Annotated in this window: 18 protein-coding genes; 11 read left to right on the top strand and 7 right to left on the bottom strand. The window is 64.2% G+C overall.

Features of this window, described 5'->3' with window-relative positions:
• Window positions 1-11 precede the first annotated feature (11 nt).
• The 3 genes from ACFQ3C_RS09580 to ACFQ3C_RS09570 all read right to left on the bottom strand — a co-directional run bounded on the left by ACFQ3C_RS09580 (window position 12) and on the right by ACFQ3C_RS09570 (window position 4,124).
• Complete coding sequence (locus tag ACFQ3C_RS09580) at window positions 12-1,145, bottom strand: acyl-CoA dehydrogenase family protein (protein WP_380791035.1); 1,134 nt, start codon at window positions 1,143-1,145, stop codon at window positions 12-14.
• A gap of 5 nt (window positions 1,146-1,150) precedes the next feature.
• A complete protein-coding gene (locus ACFQ3C_RS09575) occupies window positions 1,151-2,329 on the bottom strand; it encodes an acyl-CoA dehydrogenase family protein (RefSeq protein ID WP_380791033.1) in 1,179 nt (392 codons plus the stop codon).
• 163 nt (window positions 2,330-2,492) lie between these two features.
• Window positions 2,493-4,124 carry a long-chain-fatty-acid--CoA ligase gene (locus tag ACFQ3C_RS09570; RefSeq protein WP_380791031.1) on the bottom strand — a complete coding sequence of 544 codons (1,632 nt, stop codon included), beginning with the start codon at window positions 4,122-4,124 and terminating at the stop codon, window positions 2,493-2,495.
• Between ACFQ3C_RS09570 and ACFQ3C_RS09565 the strand changes: the two genes are divergently transcribed.
• Together ACFQ3C_RS09565 and ACFQ3C_RS09560 are read left to right on the top strand one after the other, a co-directional pair.
• Entirely contained in the window at window positions 4,081-4,269 is a 189-nt protein-coding gene (locus tag ACFQ3C_RS09565) for a hypothetical protein (protein ID WP_380791151.1), read from the top strand. The genes ACFQ3C_RS09570 and ACFQ3C_RS09565 overlap by 44 nt on opposite strands.
• A 60-nt stretch (window positions 4,270-4,329) precedes the next feature.
• A complete protein-coding gene (locus ACFQ3C_RS09560; RefSeq protein ID WP_380791029.1) occupies window positions 4,330-5,295 on the top strand; it encodes an NADPH:quinone oxidoreductase family protein in 966 nt (321 codons plus the stop codon).
• Between the two features lie 24 nt (window positions 5,296-5,319).
• Here ACFQ3C_RS09560 and ACFQ3C_RS09555 read toward each other — a convergent pair whose 3' ends face one another.
• Genes ACFQ3C_RS09555 through ACFQ3C_RS09545 form a run of 3 tightly spaced genes read right to left on the bottom strand, consistent with a single transcriptional unit; the run spans window position 5,320 to window position 8,626 of the window.
• Entirely contained in the window at window positions 5,320-6,147 is an 828-nt protein-coding gene (locus tag ACFQ3C_RS09555) for an IclR family transcriptional regulator (protein ID WP_380791026.1), read from the bottom strand.
• Window positions 6,144-7,856: a long-chain-fatty-acid--CoA ligase gene (locus tag ACFQ3C_RS09550; protein WP_380791023.1), complete on the bottom strand. Its 1,713-nt coding sequence runs from the start codon at window positions 7,854-7,856 to the stop codon at window positions 6,144-6,146. Before ACFQ3C_RS09550 ends, ACFQ3C_RS09555 begins: the two co-directional genes overlap by 4 nt.
• A gap of 5 nt (window positions 7,857-7,861) precedes the next feature.
• Window positions 7,862-8,626, bottom strand: coding sequence for an SDR family NAD(P)-dependent oxidoreductase (locus tag ACFQ3C_RS09545; protein WP_380791021.1), 765 nt, complete (start codon window positions 8,624-8,626; stop codon window positions 7,862-7,864).
• A gap of 271 nt (window positions 8,627-8,897) precedes the next feature.
• On the opposite strand from ACFQ3C_RS09545, the gene ACFQ3C_RS09540 reads away from it, so the two are divergent.
• The 4 genes from ACFQ3C_RS09540 (at window position 8,898) to gph (ending at window position 12,448) form a co-directional block, all read left to right on the top strand.
• Window positions 8,898-9,860 (top strand): class 1 fructose-bisphosphatase, encoded by a 963-nt coding sequence (locus ACFQ3C_RS09540; protein WP_380791018.1) that lies wholly within the window; start codon window positions 8,898-8,900, stop codon window positions 9,858-9,860.
• 66 nt (window positions 9,861-9,926) lie between these two features.
• Window positions 9,927-11,006 (top strand): class II fructose-bisphosphate aldolase, encoded by a 1,080-nt coding sequence (gene fba, locus ACFQ3C_RS09535; RefSeq protein ID WP_380791015.1) that lies wholly within the window; start codon window positions 9,927-9,929, stop codon window positions 11,004-11,006.
• 90 nt (window positions 11,007-11,096) lie between these two features.
• Window positions 11,097-11,789: a ribulose-phosphate 3-epimerase gene (gene rpe, locus ACFQ3C_RS09530; protein WP_380791013.1), complete on the top strand. Its 693-nt coding sequence runs from the start codon at window positions 11,097-11,099 to the stop codon at window positions 11,787-11,789.
• Entirely contained in the window at window positions 11,786-12,448 is a 663-nt protein-coding gene (gene gph, locus ACFQ3C_RS09525; RefSeq protein WP_380791010.1) for a phosphoglycolate phosphatase, read from the top strand. Before rpe ends, gph begins: the two co-directional genes overlap by 4 nt.
• Here the strand turns inward: gph and ACFQ3C_RS09520 are convergent.
• Entirely contained in the window at window positions 12,429-12,974 is a 546-nt protein-coding gene (locus tag ACFQ3C_RS09520) for a helix-turn-helix transcriptional regulator (protein ID WP_380791007.1), read from the bottom strand. The genes gph and ACFQ3C_RS09520 overlap by 20 nt on opposite strands.
• 91 nt (window positions 12,975-13,065) lie before the next feature.
• On the opposite strand from ACFQ3C_RS09520, the gene ACFQ3C_RS09515 reads away from it, so the two are divergent.
• The 5 genes from ACFQ3C_RS09515 (at window position 13,066) to ACFQ3C_RS09495 (ending at window position 19,380) form a co-directional block, all read left to right on the top strand.
• Window positions 13,066-14,349: an acetylornithine deacetylase/succinyl-diaminopimelate desuccinylase family protein gene (locus ACFQ3C_RS09515; protein ID WP_380791004.1), complete on the top strand. Its 1,284-nt coding sequence runs from the start codon at window positions 13,066-13,068 to the stop codon at window positions 14,347-14,349.
• 28 nt (window positions 14,350-14,377) lie between these two features.
• Window positions 14,378-15,862 carry an ABC transporter substrate-binding protein gene (locus tag ACFQ3C_RS09510; protein ID WP_380791001.1) on the top strand — a complete coding sequence of 495 codons (1,485 nt, stop codon included), beginning with the start codon at window positions 14,378-14,380 and terminating at the stop codon, window positions 15,860-15,862.
• A gap of 136 nt (window positions 15,863-15,998) precedes the next feature.
• On the top strand, window positions 15,999-16,946 hold the full coding sequence (locus ACFQ3C_RS09505) for an ABC transporter permease (protein WP_380790998.1): 948 nt from the start codon (window positions 15,999-16,001) through the stop codon (window positions 16,944-16,946).
• Entirely contained in the window at window positions 16,943-17,791 is an 849-nt protein-coding gene (locus ACFQ3C_RS09500; RefSeq protein WP_380790995.1) for an ABC transporter permease, read from the top strand. The genes ACFQ3C_RS09505 and ACFQ3C_RS09500 overlap by 4 nt, the downstream gene beginning before the upstream one ends.
• A complete protein-coding gene (locus ACFQ3C_RS09495) occupies window positions 17,788-19,380 on the top strand; it encodes an ABC transporter ATP-binding protein (RefSeq protein WP_380790991.1) in 1,593 nt (530 codons plus the stop codon). Before ACFQ3C_RS09500 ends, ACFQ3C_RS09495 begins: the two co-directional genes overlap by 4 nt.
• The last annotated feature ends 9 nt before the right edge of the window (window positions 19,381-19,389 follow it).

Genomic DNA, 19,389 nt, shown 5'->3' with positions numbered 1-19,389 from the left:
GTTCCTTTTCGTCAAAACCCACGCGCAGCAGCGATCACCGCAGCGTGGTGGCCGTAATCGCCCAGCCATTCGGCGCCCACGCGGGCGCGTTTCATGAAGAACCCGATGTCATGGGCATCGGTCATGCCGATGCCGCCATGCATCTGCACTGCCTCTGACACGGCCAGTTTCGCGGTCTGCGCCGCGCGCGCCTTGGCCAGTGACACGGCAAGTCCAGCATCCGCTGGCGTATGGTCCAGCACGCGACCGGCATTGGCGATGGCGCTGGCCGTCACCTCGATCTCGGACCACAGATGGGCGGCGCGATGCTGCAATGCCTGAAAGCTGCCGATGGTACGGTCGAACTGGCGACGGTCCTTGAGGTAGCCAAGCGTGATCGCGGCAGCGCCCGCGGCCAACCCGGTCAGTTCAGCCGCCAGCGCCGCCTGTCCGGCCTGAAGGCCGGGGCGCAGGGTGGCAAACCCGTTGTCCAGATCGCCGATGATATCGTCGCCTGTCGCCTCGACCCCGTCAAAGACCAGCCGCGCATGATCGCGGCTGTCGATGGTGGACAGCGCCTGCCGGTCCAGACCTGCGCGGTTGGCGTCGATGTCAAACAGGGTCAGGCCCGCAGGATCGCCTGGCGCGCCGGATGTGCGCGCCAGGACCAGGATGCGGCCCGCTGTCGTGCCATCCGCCACGAAGGCTTTTGTACCAGACAACCGAAACGCATTGCCCTGCCGTTCGGCGCGCAGGGCAGTGGCGGCGGGGGCGAATTTCGGCCCCTCGTCCAGCGCCAGCGCATAGGTTGCCTGACCCGTGGCAATCGCCTGCAAGGCGCCTGTCGCGCGCGGCCCGGCGTCGCGCAGCACCGAAGCGGCGATCACGGCGGTCGACAAAAAGGGCGATGCGGCCAGCACCTGCCCCATCTCTTCGGCCAGGATGCCCGCCGCACGGTGACCCATGTCGGCCCCGCCCGCATCCTCGGGCACCAGCACGCCGGTCCAGCCCATCTGCGCCATCTCGGTCCAAAGTGCCGGATCATGGGCGCGACCGGCATCGCGGTTGGCCCGCAGCGCGGATACGGGCGAGGCATCCGCCAGAAACCCGCGCGCGGCGTCACGCAGCATGACCTCGTCTTCGGTCTCCAGCAGTGATTGCGTCATGGCATTCATTGGTTCGGCATCTCCAGCACGCGCTTGGCGATGATGTCCAGCATCACCTCGGTCGTCCCGCCTTCGATCGAATTGGCCTTGGTGCGGAGCCATTCGGGGGCAAGCCCGCCCTGCGCGCCGTCCCATTCCACACCTTCGCTGCCCGCTGTCGCCATCAGCAATTCGTAGCGGCGCTTGTTCAGCTCGGTCCCGTAGTATTTCAGCATGGCGGAGGCATTGCCCACACCGCGCCCGGCCTCGGCCTGATCCTTGTAACGATCCATCGTCAGGCCGAAGGCCAGGGCATCGACCTCAAGCTGCATCGCCTCTGCGCGCAGGACGGGATCGGCCATCACGTCACCTTCCTGCGCGGCAAGGATCTGGCTGACGGACCGCCCGCCCAGCAGACCCCGTGCACCCCCGCCGATCATCTCGCGTTCATGCGTCAGCAGGTATTTCGCGATATCCCAGCCGCGGTTCAATTCACCCACAAGGTTTTCCTTCGGCACTTTCACATTGTCGAAGAATGTCTCGCAGAAGGGGGATTTTCCGGAAATCAGACGGATCGGGCGCGTGGTGATGCCTGGCGTCTCCATATCCATCAGCAAAAAGGAAATGCCCCTGTGCTTTGGCGCCTCGCGATCGGTGCGTACCAGCGCAAAGATCCAGTCTGCGCGGTCGGCATAAGAGGTCCATATCTTCTGGCCGTTGATCAGCCAGTGATCGCCCATGTCCTCGGCCCGGGTCTGCACATTGGCAAGATCCGATCCCGCCCCCGGTTCGGAATAGCCCTGACACCAGCGGATCTGCCCCTTCGTGATCTTCGGCAGATGTTCGGCCTTCTGTGCCGCGTTGCCGAATTCCAGCAGCGCCGGCCCCAGCATCCACAGCCCGAAGCTTTCCAGCGGCGGCGGTGCGCCAAGCCGCTCCATTTCCTCGCGGTAGATCTTTTCCTGCGCGCGGGTCAGCCCTGCACCGCCGTATTCCACGGGCCAGCGCGGCGCGGTCAGCCCGCGCCCGATGGCGCGTTCCAGCCAGAGCCGTTGATCATCGTCGGTGAATGTCCATCTGCGCCCACCCCAGACGATGGCGTTCTCATCCATCGGGCGTCCCAGCAGGGCGGACGGACAGTTCGCACCGATCCAGGCCGCGATATCGGCGCGGAACGCGGCAAGATCCTGGGTTGCGTCGGACATATCACCCCTCCCTCGGCTTTATGTTCGCAATGCGGAAATGAATTTCACTGGCCAAGGCAACATCATCTTGGCACAACCGTCAAGCACGCCTTGGGGTACGCCTGTCATTCCGTAACGTGATTTGCAGGGCCATCACCGCCGTGATCGGCCCCGCACGCGCGGTTCAGCGCAGATCCGGCAGCTTGTAGTCGGCAAACTGCTGGCGCAGCGTCAGTTTGGACACCTTGCCGGTTGCAGTCAGCGGCAACGCCTCGACCCAGATGATATCGTCGGGCAACTGCCACTTGGCGAAATGCCCCTCCATATGCGTATGAATATCCTCAAGCGAGGGTTTGTCCGCACCCGATGCCACCGCGATCAGCACGGGGCGTTCATCCCATTTGGGATGGGGCATGGCGATGGCCGCGCAGGACGCGATGCCGGGATGGGCCATGGCCACGTTTTCCAGATCGATCGAGCTGATCCATTCGCCGCCCGATTTGATCAGGTCCTTGGACCGGTCCTGAATCGACAGGAACCCGTTGGGATCAATCGAGGCGATATCGCCCGTGCCGAACCAGCCTTCGGCGTCGATCACCTTTTTCGTCGCCTCTTCGTTGTTGAAATATCCCGACACGACGGTATTGCCGCGCACGTAAAGCTCTCCGATCGCCTTGCCGTCATGCGGCTGCCGCTTGCCGTTGTCGTCGACGATCTTCAGATCCACCCCAAAGACGCGGCGGCCCTGCTTGGCCTTGGCGTCGATCATCTTGTCGAAGGGCAGTTTCCTGACCCAGCCGGGCATGTTGCCATGGGTGCCGATCGGGCTCATTTCCGTCATGCCCCAGGCATGGCCCACGTTGATGCCCAGTTTCTCGAAGGTTTCGATCATGACGCGCGGCGCGGCGGACCCGCCCACGATCACGTCGCCAAATCCATTGGGGATGCGACCCTGCGCCTTGATCTCGGCCAGAAGACCCTGCCAGACGGTCGGCACGCCCCAGGCGGAATAGACACCTTCGGCATCCATCAGCTTGAAGATGCTCGGCCCGTCCAGCGCCGGCCCCGGCATGACCATCGACAGGCCAACCATGGGCGCGGCATAGGGCAGGCCCCAGGCGTTCACGTGAAACAGCGGCACGACCGGCAGCACCTTGGCGCCTTCCGGGAAGGCCGACCCCATGACCAGCGAGATCATCAACCCGTGCAACACGGTGGAGCGGTGCGAATAAAGCGCGCCCTTGGGATTGCCGGTGGTGCCCGATGTGTAGCACAGCCCCGAGGCTGTATTCTCGTCGAACTCGGGCCAGTCGAATGTGGTGGGCTGCCCCTCCAGCAATTCCTCGTAGCACAGCGCGTTCAGGCTGTTTTGCGGCATATGGGCCCGGTCTGTCATGATCACATAGGTCAGCGATGCAGGCAGCTGATCCTTCAGCTTTTCCAGGATCGGCACGAAAGTCAGGTCCACGAACAGCACCTTGTCGCCCGCATGCGCGACGATATAGGTCATCTGCTCGGCACTCAGACGCGGGTTGATAGTGTGGCAGACAGCACCGATGCCGGAAATCGCATAGTAGAGTTCAAAGTGCCGGTATCCGTTCCAGGCCAGCGTGGCGATCCGGTCACCGGCCTCGACCCCCATCCCTTGCAACGCATGTGCCAGTTGCGACACCCGCGCCAGCGTTTCGGGATAGGTCTGGCGGTGCACATCGCCCTCTGTCCTGACGGACACGATCTCGGCCCGGGGATGCGCTTCGGCAGCATAGGTCAGGATGTCGCTGATCATCAGCGGCCTGTTCATCATCATGCCCTGCATGTGGTTCTCCTCCCATTCGCAATCATGTTGTGCGGACCCTAGCGCGATGCGCGCCTTTGCCAAAGGCAAAAACCGTGGCCTGCCGGACGCTTTTCCGTGGCGTCATGTCATCACGGCGCTTGCTGGTGGCAAAGCGCATCCCTAGGCTTGCCGGATCGCATGGCGCCTCGCCCTGCTTGCCGCGCCCGAACTGAAGGAGACGATCATGAAAGCCATCATCTGCAACGCTTTTGCCCCGCTGGATCAACTGGAGTTCGGCGAGATGCCCGACCCGCAGGCCAAGGGCGATCAGGTGGTAATCCGGGTCGAGGCGGCAGGCGTGAACTATCCCGACGGGCTGCTGGTTCAGGGGCTTTACCAGATGCGCCCCGAACATCCTTTCGTGCCGGGAATGGAAGCCGCTGGCGTCGTCGAAAGCGTGGGGCCTGACGTCACGCGTTTCAAGATCGGGGACAGGGTTGCCACGATCTGTTCACTGGGCGGCTATGCCGAAAAGGTGGCCGAGACCGAGGCGCGGGTTTTCCCCATCGGTGACATGGATGCGGCCGATGCCTGTGCGCTGCTGGTGGCTTTTGGCACCTCGCATCACGCGCTGAAACAGCGTGCCCATCTTCAGCCGGGCGAGACCCTTGTCGTGCTGGGGGCCGCCGGGGCGACCGGCGTGGCGGCGATCCAGATCGGCAAGATCATGGGGGCGCGGGTGATCGCCGTCGCATCAACCGATGAAAAGCGCGCGATTGCCCGCGACAACGGCGCGGACGAGGCGATCGGCTATGAGAACCTCAAGGATCAACTCAAGACCATGACCGGCGGCAAGGGCGTGGACGTTGTCTATGATTCCGTGGGTGGCGAGGCGTTCGACGCCTGCGCGCGGTCCATGGCCCGCAATGGCCGGTTGCTGATCATCGGCTTTGCCGGGGGCGACATCCCGAAATTCCCGGTCAACCTGGCGCTGGTGAAGGAATTCAGCCTGGTCGGTGTGTTCTGGGGCAACTTCACCCGCCACGAACCGCAGGCCTATGCCGACAACATGCGCGAGTTGCTGGGCTGGTACAGCGCCGGCAAGGTCAAGCCGCTGATCGAGGGGCGCTATCCCTTGTCGCAGGCCCCCGAGGTGCTGACCCGTGTCCTGGGGCGCGGCGCCGTTGGCAAGATCGCCCTGATCCCCTGAGGGATGGTCAGACCAGGCGGCTGATCAGCCGCCGATCCGGCCCACCTTCTGCACCATCTCGACCAGACGGGGGCCAAGCTCGGCCTCGATCCGCGCGCGCGGCAGGATATAGGCCGGGCCACCCAGGTTGAAGGCCAGCATCGGCGCATCCCCCTGTGGCGACCGATAAGGCACGGCGACCGAATTCACGTCTGACTGCCAGCTGCCGATATTGGCGTAAAAGCCACGGGTGCGGATCTGTTCGGCGGCCTCGGCGATTTCGTCGCGGATGCGGGGCCAATCGGCGGGCGGGGTGCGGGCCTCGATCATGTCCATGATCTGGGCGCGTTCCGTGGCATTCGTGCCCGCGATATAGGCCCGCCCCATGGCCGAGCGCGCCAGGGAAATGCGCGAGCCCACGTTCAGCTGCAAAGAGATCATGCCCCGCACCGCCCGCGCGCAGGCGATATAGGTCATCGAATGATCGTCGCGTCCGCCAAGTGCGACCAGAACGCCATCGCCGCAGGCATCGGCCAGTTCCTGCATCAGGGGTTGCGCGGTTTCCCGGACTTTCAGCCCGCCCAGGCAGGCATAGCCAAGGCTGAGGACCGGCACGCCCATACGGTAGCGTCCGGTGCCCTCGTCATAAACCAGGTATCCCAGCTTCAGCAGCGTATATGTCAGCCGCGACACGGTGGAATTGGGCAGGCCGGTCCGATCCGCCAGATCCCGGTTGCCAAGTCCCGACCGATCCGCCGGTGTGAAGGCGCGCAGGATATCAAGCCCCCGGTGCAGCGCTGTGACGAACTGCCGGTCCTCGGCGTGATCCTTGTCTTCGACCTCGGGCGCGTTCTCTGCGGCTCTTTTCCTCACGGCTGGGTTCCTGTTCTGCTGTTTGTCTGTCCCGCGAATTCGGCTTCGGTCAATGCCCGCCACAGGACCTTGCCGGCCCCGGATCTGGGCAGGCTGTCCATGAATGCCACCTGCGTCGGGCACTTATAAGCGGCCATCTGTGTCTTGCACCAGTCGATCACATCCCTTTCGGTCAGTCTGCCGCGCGCCTTTGGCGTCGCCACGACGCAGGCCTTCACGGTCTCGCCCCGCCGCGGATCGGGGGCCGCGATCACGCAGACCTCGGCGATGTCGGGATGGTGGTGCATCAGGGCTTCGACCTCGGCGGGCCAGACCTTGAAACCCGAGGCGTTGATCATCCGCTTGACCCGATCCACCATGAAGAAATAGCCGTTCTCGTCATAATAACCCAGGTCGCCGGTGCGGAAGAACCGCTTGCCCTCGATCTCAAGGAAAACTTCGGCGGTGGCCTTGGGGTTGTTCCAGTATCCCAGAAAGACCTGCGGGCCGTGGGTCACGATCTCTCCCACCTCGTTCGGGCCAAGCTCGGCGCCGACATCGCCACTTTCGGTAACTGCCAGGATGCGGCTGTCCACGTCGAACATCGGCACGCCAAGGCATTGCCGCTTGGGGGCATGGACCGGGTTGGTATGGGTCGCGGCCATGGTCTCGGACAGGCCATAGCCTTCGATGTAATCAAGCCCTGTGATCGCCTTCAGCTTGGCGGCCACCGCCTCGGGCATGGATGCACCGCCGCCGCCGATCGCCTTCAGGCTGGACAGGTCATAGCTGGCGACATCGGGATCATTCACAAGGTCGATCGCCATGGTCGTGATCGACCGCCAGCGCGTGACCCGGTGCCGCTGGATCAGCGCCGCGGCATGGGCGCGGTTCCAGCGGATCAGGATCACGATGCAGCCGCCCTTGATGACCGGCCCGTTCATCACGCCCTGCATGCCCGTGACATGAAAGAAGGGCAGGGTGGCCAGATGCACATCAGTTTCGTTCGACGGGTTCCAGATCAGCCCGCCCCAGGCGGTTTCCATCACGGTGCGGTGACTGTGCATGCACCCCTTGGGCTGACCCGTCGTGCCGGAACTGTAGGGAATCACGGCAAGATCGTCGGGTTTTGCCAGATGCGGACCGGGCTGGTGCCCGGCCGCCAGCGCATCTTCCCAGCGGGTCAGTCCCGGGCCCTGCACATCCGCCGGATCCAGCGCCGCAAGCGCCTCGGGCAGGGGGATGTCAGCGGCAGGGTCGGTGCCTTGCGCGTAGGTCGCCACCAGCACGCGGTCCAGCAGGCCGCTAGCGATCAGCGGGGCACTGTCGCCCAACCCTTCCTGCCCGCCGATCATCAGGCGCGCCCCGGTGTCGCGGGCAAGGTGTTCCAGTTCCGCGCTCCGGCTCATCGGGTTGACGGGAACCACTACCGCATCGGCGCGCAGGGTGGCGAAATAGCCGATCACGAAATGCGGGCTGTTCTGGACGCAGAGCAGCACCCGGTCGCCCTTTTGAATGCCGGCCTTTGCCTGCATCCATCCGGCCAGCCGTTCCACATCTGCCAGCAGACCGGCATAGGTCCATTCACGACCGTAGAAGATCAGAGCCTTGCGGTCGGGAAAGCGCGCGGCCGTTTCAGCCAGATTGGCGAACAGCGTCCGGTCCGGCGCGTTCAGGGATTTCGGCATCCCCTCGGGCCAGATGGCGTAATGGCGGGTCATCATGGGCATCCGTATCAGACTTTCATGCCGGGCAGGTTCAACGAGGCGGTATTGCCCCCGTCCACGGGCAGCGCCTGCCCGGTGATATAGCTGGCGTCGTCACTGGCCAGAAAGGCGATCACCGCGGCGACCTCTTCCGGGCGGCCATAACGGCGCAACTCGCAGCGCGCGCCAAGGCGGTCCGACTTGCCGACGCTGCGGGCGTAATCGAAGATCGGCTGTGTCATGCCCGTCTCGATCAGGCCGGGGCAGACCGCGTTGACGCGGATGCCATGCCCGCCCAGATCGCAGGCGGTCGTCTGGGTCAGGTTGATCACTCCGGCCTTTGAGGCGGAATAGACATTGCCGCCCGCGCCCGAGCGAATGCCCGCGACCGAGGCGGTATTCACGATGGCCCCTGTTCCGCGTGCGATCATCGAAGGCGCCGCGTGCTTGATGAAATGCGCGGTGCCGAACAGGTTGACCCCCATCACGCGCGCCCAGTCGGCGCTGTCGATCTGGGTGATCGGGGCGTGGCTGCAGGTGATGCCCGCATTGTTGCACAGCACGTCGATGTGCCCGAACCGGTCAAGCACCTGCGCGATGCAGGCCTTGACCGCAGCCTCGTCTGACACGTCGCAGGGCAACGAAAGATGCGGCCCGCCCACCTGTGGCAAAGGGCAGTCGGCCAGATCGACCAACACGACGCAAGCGCCCTCGGCGGCCAGCCGTTCCGCCGTGGCGCGGCCAATCCCTCCCGATGCGCCGGTGACCAGCGCAACTTTTCCGTCAAATCTCACACGGTCCTCCCCCGTTATTCTGCAAGGCTTGCACAAAGGCCGTGTCGGATCAACTGTGCGAAATTACTTTCCGCAGGTCGGGACATGCAGCGCAATCCCGCGCGGGGCACGCCCTGTTGCGTCAATTGGCAAGGATTTTGCCCCTGAATGCCCCCTGTGCTGCATATTGGATTTTCCTTGCCCACAACTTCGGATAATCAGGGGCCGATGCGAAGGTCCGCCCGACGGAACCGGCGCTTTCTGCCCATGGACTGCAAGGAACCTCAATAGCATGCCCGAGACTGCAAACCCGTTGTCCAACCCGCTGATTCCGGCGGATCTTGCGCCTGTCATGTCCGCGCTCTGCAAGGTGGCGATCGATCTGGCCGGGATCATCGCGCGCGGTCCACTTGGCCAGTCGCTGGGCCACGAGGTCGGCGAGAACGCCGGTGGTGACGGGCAAAAGGCGCTTGATGTGCTGGCCGATGACATGTTCGAGGCCGCGCTGCGTCAGACATCGGTCCGCTGGTACGCCTCCGAGGAGCAGGAGACCGTCCTGCCCCTGAACCCCGCGGGTCGCTATGCGCTGGCCATCGACCCGCTGGACGGATCGTCGAATATCGACGTGAACGTATCCATCGGCACGATCTTTTCGATCTTCGAAGCCAGGGACGCCGCCGAAGACAGCTTTCTGCGCCCGGCGTCCGAGCAGGTGGCGGGCGGCTATGTAATCTATGGCCCGCAATGCTGCCTTGCGGTGACCTTCGGCAAGGGCACGCTGATGTTCGTGCTGGACCCCGCCACGGGGCGGTTCGAACTGGTGAACGACGCGATGCAGACACCGGGCGCGTCCAAGGAATATGCAATCAACGCCTCGAACCACCGCCACTGGGATCCGGCGATCCGCGCCTATATCGAGGATTGCCAGGCGGGAAAGACCGGCCCGCATGGGCAGGACAGCAACATGCGCTGGGTTGCCTCGCTGGTGGCGGAAACCCACCGCATTTTGACACGTGGGGGTATCTTCCTCTATCCGGGCGATGCGCGTCCGGGCTATGAGAAGGGACGGCTGCGGATGGTTTACGAGGTGGCGCCCATCGCCTTTCTGGTCGAACAGGCCGGCGGTCTGGCGACGGACGGGCGGACGCCGATCATGGATCTGGCGGCGGATGCGCTGCATGCGCGCAGCCCGCTGGTGTTTGGCAGCCCGGACAAGGTGCGCCAGGTGGCCGGCTATTACGACAAGGCGCGCTGAGCGCCGCCGCAACATTCACCGGCGCGCGGGCGCCGGACCATTTCGACCTTGAGGGGACAAGACAACATGGCACTGATTACGATGCGTCAACTGCTGGACCACGCCGCCGAACATGGCTACGGGGTGCCCGCCTTCAACATCAACAACATGGAACAGGGCCTTGCGATCATGAACGCGGCCAAGGCGGTTGATGCGCCGGTGATCATCCAGGCCAGCCGGGGCGCGCGCAAATACGCGGGCGATCTGATGCTGAAACACATCATGATGGGCCTGGTCGAGATGTTCCCCTCGATCCCGGTCTGCATGCACCAGGACCACGGCAACAACATGGGTACCTGCCTGAGCGCGATCCGTCACGGCTTCACGTCGGTGATGATGGACGGCAGCCTCGAGGAGGATATGAAGACCCCCTCCGACTATGACTACAACGTCGATGTCACCCGCCGCGTGACCGAAGCCGCCCATCTGGTCGGTGCCTCGGTCGAGGGCGAGCTGGGCGTGCTGGGAAGTCTGGAAACCGGCGAGGCCGGGGAAGAGGACGGGTCGGGCGCCGTCGGCAAGCTGAGCCATGACCAGCTGCTGACCGACCCGGATCAGGCGGTCGATTTCGTGATGAAGACGAAATGTGATGCGCTGGCGATCGCCTGCGGCACCAGCCACGGGGCCTACAAGTTCAGCCGCAAGCCCGATGGCGAGATCCTGGCCATGTCCACGATCGAGGCGATCCATGCCAAGCTGCCCGATACCCATCTGGTGATGCATGGATCAAGCTCGGTCCCGCAGTATCTGCAGGATCTGATCAACGCCCATGGCGGCAAGATGCCCCAGACCTATGGCGTGCCGGTCGAGGAAATCGAGCGCGGCATCAAGATGGGCGTACGCAAGGTCAATATCGACACCGATTGCCGGATGGCGATTACCGGCCAGTTCCGCAAGATCGCGATGGAGCACCCCGACGAATTCGATCCGCGCAAGTTCATGATCCCCGCGATGGCCGAAATGCAGGCGCTGTGCCGCGACCGTTTCGAGCGTTTCGGCACAGCCGGTCACGCAAGCGCGATCAAGGTGATCAGCATGGATGACATGGCAGTGCGCTATGCCGCCGGCAAGCTGGACCCGCGCGCCGCAGGCAACAAGGCGGCCTGAGGCCGCGACGGGCAAGGCCGGGGGGCCAACCCCCCGGACCCCCAGGGATATTTGCAGCAAGAAGAAACCGGCGCAAAGTGGAGAGACGTCATGACCCTTGATCGGTCCATCAAGATCGCGCCGTCGATTCTTTCGGCGGATTTTGCAAATTTCGGCGCGGAGATCCGCGCGATCGAGGCGCAGGGCGCCGATTGGGTGCATGTCGATGTGATGGACGGGCATTTCGTGCCCAACCTGACCTTTGGCCCGCCCGCCGTGGCGGCGTTCCGGCCACATGTGACAACCGTGATGGACGTGCATCTGATGATAGCGCCCGTCGATCCCTATATCGCCGCCTTCGCCGAGGCGGGGGCCGATATCATCACCGCCCATGTCGAGGCGGGCCCCCATGCCCACCGCACGATGCAGGCAATTCGCGCGCATGGCGTGAAGGCGGGGGTTGCGCTGAACCCCGGCACGCCGGTCGAGGCGGTGGATTACCTGCTGGACATGGTGGATATGGTCTGCGTGATGACGGTGAACCCCGGTTTCGGCGGGCAGAAGTTCATTCACAGCCAGATCGAAAAAGTCCGCCGCCTGCGCGCCATGATCGGCGACCGCCCCATCCATATCGAGATCGACGGCGGCGTGACTGTGGACACCGCGCCCCTGGTCGTGGCCGCGGGTGCAGATGTGCTGGTGGCGGGCTCTGCCGTTTTCAAAGGTGGATCCGTCGATAACCCGATGCCCTACGGCGACAATATCCGCGCCATCCGAAGCGCCGCCGAGGCCGCGCGCGGGTGAGCGCCATCGTCTTTGACCTGGACGGCACGCTGATCGACAGCGCGCCGGATATCCGGGCGGCTGTGAACCGCACGCTGGAGGATGAAGGCCATGCGGCGCTTGATCTGCCGACGGTGATTTCCTTCATCGGGCATGGTCTGCCGCGACTGGTGGAACGGGCCATGGGCGCGCGGGGGATTCCCATGGACCAGCACGCGCGTCTGACCGAAGTGACCTTGGCGCATTACAACGCGGCGGCAAACGATCTGACGCGGCCCTATCCGGGCGTCATGGCGATGCTGGAACGGTTGCGGGAGGAAGGGCATCGCCTTGGCATCTGCACGAACAAGCCCGAAGCGCCCGCCCGCAAGGTACTGGACCAGTTCGGCATGGCGCATCTGTTCGATGTGGTGGTGGGCGGCGACACTCTGGCCGCGCGTAAGCCCGATCCGGCCCCGTTGCATCACGCCTTTGCCGCGCTGGGCGCGTCGTCGGGGCTTTACGTAGGCGACAGCGAGGTGGATGCCGAGACGGCACAGGCGGCCGGGATCGCCTTTGCGTTTTTCACGCAAGGCTATTGTCATGTCCCGCATGATACGGTGCATTGCCTGGCGCGTTTTGATCATTTCGACGCCCTGGCGGGGCTTGTCGCCAAGGGTGCTACTGCCCCAGATCGCTGAGCCGCGCCAAGAGCAGACCCGTGTTGCGTACATCGAATTTGCGCATCAGGCGGGCGCGCACATCCTCGATCGTGCGGGGCGACAGGCCAAGCACCTGCGCGATCTCCTTGCTGGTCTTGCCGCGCGCCAGCCATGTCACCACCTGCCGTTCGCGCGCCGTCAGGGCAGGGCCATCGCTGCGCGGCGCGATCGGGGCAAAACTCATGACGATGCGCGCCAAAGGGTCTTGCGGCGTCAGCGTGCGCGCGCGAAAGCGGCACCAGATGGCATGGCCCTGGGCGTGGCGCAGCATCCGCTCATCCGCATAGGCCCCGGCGCGGCGCAAGGGTTCCAGCCCGATGTCGCGGATCTGGTTGAACTCGGCCTCGGAGCCATAGAGCATCCGGAAGCTCTGGCCCAGAAGCGCGGCGGACGCATAGCCGGACAGGTCGCAGAACGTGGTATTGCACTGTTCGATCACCCGGTGGCGGGTCATCACGATGCCGACGGGCGCGTGATCAAAGGCGATGCGGGCGATGTCATCCATGGGCGGGCCTTACCGTGGTTCTACGGTATTGATACCGTAGTTGCGGCAAAGCATGCTGGGCATTCCAAGGCAAGCGCAAAGGAGTGGCGGTATGTCCCTGATTGACAGGCTGGATATGGCGGTGGCGGGGCGGCGTGACGATCTGATTGCGCTGACGCAGGATCTGATCAGGATACCGACGCTGAACCCGCCGGGCGATAACTATCTCGAGATTTGCGAATACCTCGACCGGCGGCTGGCCGCGCAAGGTTTCCAGACGGAACTGGTGCGCGCCCATGGGGCGCCGGGCGACAGCGACAAGCACCCGCGCTGGAACATCGTGGCGCGGCGCGAGGGGGCCTTTCTCGGTGAATGCGTCCATTTCAACAGCCATATCGATGTGGTCGAGGTGGGACGCGGCTGGAGCACAGACCCCTTCGGCGGAGAGCTGAAGGACGGCAAGATCTATGGGCGCGGCGCCTGTGACATGAAGGGCGGGCTGGCCGCCAGCATCATCGCGGCCGAGGCGTTCCTGGAGGTCTGCCCCGATTTCGCGGGCGCGATCGAGATCAGCGGCACGGCGGATGAGGAATCGGGTGGTTTCGGCGGTGTCGCCTATCTGGCCGAGAAAGGCTTTTTCAGCCCGGACCGCGTGCAGCATGTCATCATTCCCGAACCCCTGAACAAGGATCGCATCTGCCTGGGTCATCGCGGTGTCTGGTGGGCCGAGATCGAAACCCATGGCGAGATCGCCCATGGTTCGATGCCGTTCCTGGGCGATTGCGCCGTGCGCCACATGGGCGCGGTAATGGCCGAGATGGAGACATCGCTGTTTCCGGCCCTGGCGATGAAGCGCACGGATATGCCCGTGGTGCCCGATGGGGCCAAGCAATCCACGCTCAACATCAACTCGATCCATGGCGGAGAGAACGAGCAGGCCGAGGATTACACCGGCCTGCCCGCGCCCTGTGTGCCCGACAGCTGCCGCATGGTGATCGACCGCCGTTTTCTGATCGAGGAGGATATCGACGAAGTCCGCGAGGAGGTCATGCAGATCCTGCGCACAGTGGCCGATCGGCGTGCGACCTTCAGTTATGATGTCAGGGAATTGCACCGTGTCCTGCCCACGATGACAGAGAAATCCGCCCCCGTCGTGCAGGTGGTCGCCAAGGCGATTGCAGACACGATGGGGCGCGAGGCCGAATATGTCGTATCGCCCGGAACCTATGACCAGAAGCATATCGACCGGATCGGCAAGCTGAAGAATTGCATTGCTTACGGGCCCGGCATTCTGGACCTTGCGCATAAACCGGATGAATATGTCGGCGTGGATGATATGCTGGATTCCGCAAGGGTGATGGGGCGGTCGCTGATCGCATTGCTTGCCAGGGACTGAGAGCACTGCTCAACAGGGAGAGAACAAGATGACTTATGCGAATTTCACACGCGGCCTGGTCAGCGCGCTGGCGCTTGTCGCCGGTGTCGGCATGGCGCAGGCCAAGACCGATATCGTCGTGGGCATGCAGCTGGAACCGCCGCACCTGGACCCGACCAGCGCGGCCGCGGGCGCGATCGACTCGGTGCTTTACGCCAATGTCTTCGAGGGTCTGACCCGTTTCGGCCCTGATGGATCGGTGAACCCCGGCCTGGCGGAAAGCTGGGAGATTTCGGCGGATGGCACCGTCTACACATTCAAGCTGCATGACGGCGTGACCTTCCATGACGGCAGCACGATGGATGCCGAGGACGTGAAATTCAGCCTTGATCGCGCCCGCGCCGAGGATTCGGTGAACGCGCAGAAGGGCCTCTTTGCCGGGATCACCGATGTCACCGTCATCGACCCCCTGACCGTGCAGGTCACGCTGGGTGCGCCCAACGGGTCCTTCCTGTTCAACATGGCCTGGGGTGACGCCGTGATCGTGGCCCCCGAAAGCATCGAGACCATCAAGACCAATCCGATCGGCACTGGCGCATTCAAGTTCGACAACTGGGTGCAGGGCGACCGTATCGACATCGTGAAGAACCCCGATTACTGGGGCGAACCCGCGAAACTGGACCGCGCCACCTTCAAGTTCATCAGCGATCCGACGGCCGCCTTTGCCGCCGTGATGGCCGAGGATGTGCATGCCTTCGCCGGCTTCCCCGCGCCCGAAAATCTGCCGCAGTTCGATGCCGACCCGCGGTTCCAGGTCCTGATCGGATCGACCGAGGGCGAAACGATCCTGTCCACCAACAACAAGCAGGCGCCCTTCGACAATATCAAGGTACGCGAGGCGATGGCCCATGCGATCGACCGGCAGGCGATCATCGACGGGGCGATGTTCGGCTATGGCACGCCCATCGGCACCCATTTCGCGCCGCACAACCCGGATTACGTCGATCTGACCGGCAATTCCGCTTATGATCCGGAAAAGGCCAAGGCCTTGCTGGCCGAGGCGGGCTTTCCCGATGGCTTCACCACCACGCTGAAACTGCCGCCCCCCTCTTATGCGCGGCGCGGCGGCGAGATCATCGCGGCGCAGCTGCGCGCCGTGGGGATCGAGACCGAGATCAGCAACCTGGAATGGGCCCAGTGGCTGGAGCAGGTTTTTACCGGCAAGGATTTCGGGCTGACCATCGTCAGCCATACCGAACCGATGGATATCGGGATCTACGCCAACCCCGACTATTATTTCCAGTATGACAGCCCGGAGTTCCAGAAGATCATGGCAGATCTGACCGCCGAGACAGATCCGGCGGCCCGCAGCGCGCTGCTGAAACAGGCGCAGGAGAAGATCTCGCTTGATTACGTGAACGGCTACCTGTTCCAGCTGGCGGCCCTGAGCGTGGCGAATGCCAAGGTCATGGGCCTGTGGACGAACGCGCCGACGCAGGCCACCGACCTGACGGCTGTCTACTGGGCCGACTGAACCGGCAGGGCGTAAAACCGACCCTCGCGCGTCTGGCGCGCGGGGGAGCCTCCGGCGGGGATATTTCGGGCAAGAAGAAGCAGGGGGCGCGCGCGCCGGGGCCAGAGTGGCAGGGCGCGGGCGGGATATGGGGCAAATGCTGCACTATGTGCTGAAACGGCTGGTATCGCTGGCAATCTCGCTGGCCGTGGCAAGCCTTGTGATCTTCTTCGCGATCGAGGTCGTGCCGGGCGACCCGGCGGCCTATATGCTGGGCATGAATGCGCAGCCGGATACGCTGGCGGCACTGCGTGATCAGCTGGGTTTGAACGGCTCGATCCCCGAGCGCTACCTGTCCTGGGTCGGGGGTATGCTGCAGGGCGATTTCGGCACCTCCTATACCTATCGCACGCCGGTGGCCGAGATGATCGGAGAGAGGCTCTGGATCAGTCTGCCATTGGCGCTTTATGCGCTGACGCTGAGCACGCTGATCGCCTTTCCGGCGGGCGTCTGGGCCGCGTCGCGGCGCGGATCGGTCGTGGATATGGGGGTGATGGGGGTGACACAGCTGGGCGTGGCGATCCCGAACTTCTGGTTCGCGATGCTGATGGTGCTGGTCTTCGCCATCAACCTGCGCTGGTTTTCGGCCGGTGGCTTTGCCGGCTGGGAACAGGGGGTTCTGGCCGGCATGAAAAGCCTGACCCTGCCGGCCGTGGCGCTGGCCCTGCCGCAGGCCAGCATCCTGACGCGGGTGATGCGATCCAGCCTGCTGGATACGCTGTCCGAGGATTTTATCCGCACGGCGCGCGCCAAGGGCCTGACCCGCCGCCAGGTTCTGTGGCGCCATGCGCTGCGCAACGCGATGATCCCGGTGCTGACGATCATCGGCATGCAGTTTTCCTTTCTGATGGCGGGCGCGATCATCATCGAGAACGTTTTTTTCCTGCCAGGCTTGGGGCGGCTGGTGTTCCAGTCGATTGCGGCGCGCGACCTGATCGTGGTGGAATCCGTGGTCATGCTGCTGGTCTTTGCCGTGATCGTCGTGAATTTCGCGGTGGACGTGGCCTATGCCGCCGTCGATCCGCGCCTGCGGGGGCGGCGATGAGCGGGGGCGGGCTGATCCGGGCGGCGCTGACCAACCGATCCCTCGTGGTCGGGCTGGTGCTGTCGCTGGTGTTCGTGGGCGCGGCGCTGATCAGTTTCATCTGGGTGCCGCAAGATGTGACCGCGCTGGACATCGCCAACAAGATCAAGCCGCCCTCCGCCGCGCATCCGCTGGGCACCGATCATTTCGGACGCGACATCCTGTCGATGATCATGGTGGGGGCGCGCACCTCGATTGCCGTGGCCGTGGTGGCCGTGGTGATCGGCATGGGGCTGGGGGTGCCGCTGGGGCTGGCCGCCGCCGCCCGGCGCGGCAGTCTGCTGGACGAGGTGATCATGCGGGGCAACGACCTGGTTTTTGCCTTCCCGTCACTTCTGATCGCGATCATGATCACGGCCGTGTTCGGGCCCTCTGCCCTGAACGCGATCATCGCCATCGGGATTTTCAACATTCCCGTCTTTGCCCGACTGACACGTGGCGCGGCGCTGAGCCTTTGGACACGGGACTATGTGCTGGCGGCGCGGGTGGCCGGCAAGGGCGCGGTCCGGATCAGCGCCGAACATATCCTTCCCAATGTGACGAACCTGCTGATCGTGCAGGGCACCATCCAGTTCAGCCTTGGCATCCTGGCCGAGGCGGCGTTGTCCTATGTCGGGCTTGGCGCGCAGCCGCCCATCCCCAGTTGGGGGCGGATGCTGGCGGATAGCCAGACGATGATCTCGCTGGCGCCCCATATGGCGATATTTCCGGGTCTGGCGATCCTGCTGACGGTGCTGGGGCTGAACCTGATGGGCGACGGGCTGCGCGATCTGTTTGATCCCCGGATCAGGAGGGACCGTCGATGAGCCTGTTGCGGATCGAAGGGCTTTCCCTTGCCATCCACGATTATGCGATCCTGCATGATGTGTCCCTGACCGTGGCTCCGGGGCAGATCGTCGGTGTGATCGGGGAAAGCGGATCGGGCAAATCCATGACCGCGTTGACCGTGATGCAATTGCTGCCGGAGGGCGCGCAGGCCACAGGGCGCGTGATGCTGGACGGGCAGGATGTGCTGCAACTGTCCGAGGCCGATCTCTGCGGCATGCGGGGTCGCGTCATGGGCATGGTGTTCCAGGAGCCGATGACGGCGCTGAACCCGATCCAGACCATTGGCGATCAGGTGGCCGAGACGATCCTGGTTCATGACCGCGTCAGCCGCGCCGAGGCGCGGGAGCGCGCGCGGCAGGCGCTTGCGCGTGTCGAACTGCCCGAGGACCGTTTTCCCCTGACGCGCTATCCGCATGAGCTGTCGGGTGGGCAGCGGCAGCGGGTGGTGATCGCCATGGCCATTGCCTTGCGGCCCAGGCTGCTGATCGCGGATGAACCCACGACGGCACTGGATGTCACCACGCAGGCGCAGATCCTCAAGCTGCTCAAACGGCTGGTGCAGGAGGACGGGATGGGCCTGTTGATGATCAGCCATGATCTGGCGGTGGTGGCCGATATGGCCGATCAGCTGGTGATCATGCGCCACGGTCGCGTGGTGGAAAGCGGGCCATCGCCCGATCTGTTCCACCGGATGCAGCATCCCTATTCGAAGGCGCTGCTGGCGGCATCCACGCATCAGCCGGACCGCGCCGCGCAGCCGCAGGAAGTGCCCTTGCTGGAGGTGCGCGGCGTGATCCGCGATTATGTCACCGCGCGCAAGGGGATCTGGGGCAAGTCGGGCACCTTCCGCGCCGTCGATGATGTCAGTTTCCGGATCCGGCGGGGGGAATCGCTGGGGCTGGTGGGGGAATCCGGTTGCGGCAAATCCACCCTGACCCGCGCCATCCTGGGACTGGAGGAGGTGCAGGCAGGCGAGATCCTGCTGGACAGCCAGCCCGTCTTTACCGGCCACAAACCCAATCGCGCGGTCCGCCGCCGGATGCAGGTGGTGTTCCAGGACCCCTACGGCAGCTTCAACCCGCGTCACCGGGTCGAGCGGCTGATCACCGAACCCTTCCATCTGCTGAATGCCCCCCCGCAAGGCGCCGCGCGTGATGCGGCCATCGCCGAGGCGTTGGAAAGCGTGGGCCTGACCGCCGATGACCGGCACAAGTATATCCATGAGTTTTCCGGCGGCCAGCGGCAGCGCATCGCCATTGCGCGCGCGCTGATCATCAAGCCCGACCTGATCATCCTGGACGAGGCCGTGTCGGCGCTGGATGTGTCGATCCGCGCGCAAATCCTTGATCTGCTGGCCGATCTGGGGGACCGTCTGGGCCTGACCTATCTGTTCATCAGCCATGACCTGTCGGTTGTGCGGCAAGTGACGGACCGGGTGCTGGTGATGCAGGCGGGCCGGATCGTCGAGCAGGGCGAAACGGCAGAGATATTTGACGCGCCCGCGCATCCCTATACCAAACAACTGTTGTCGGCGACGCCACGTCTGCCGGACATCACCGACGCCTGAGGAGGACAA

The sequence above is a fragment of the Seohaeicola saemankumensis genome (assembly GCF_042678485.1).
GTDB lineage: Bacteria > Pseudomonadota > Alphaproteobacteria > Rhodobacterales > Rhodobacteraceae > Seohaeicola > Seohaeicola saemankumensis.
The sequence above is the reverse complement of the archived record's forward strand: the minus strand, read 5'-3'. Positions and strand labels throughout refer to the sequence as shown.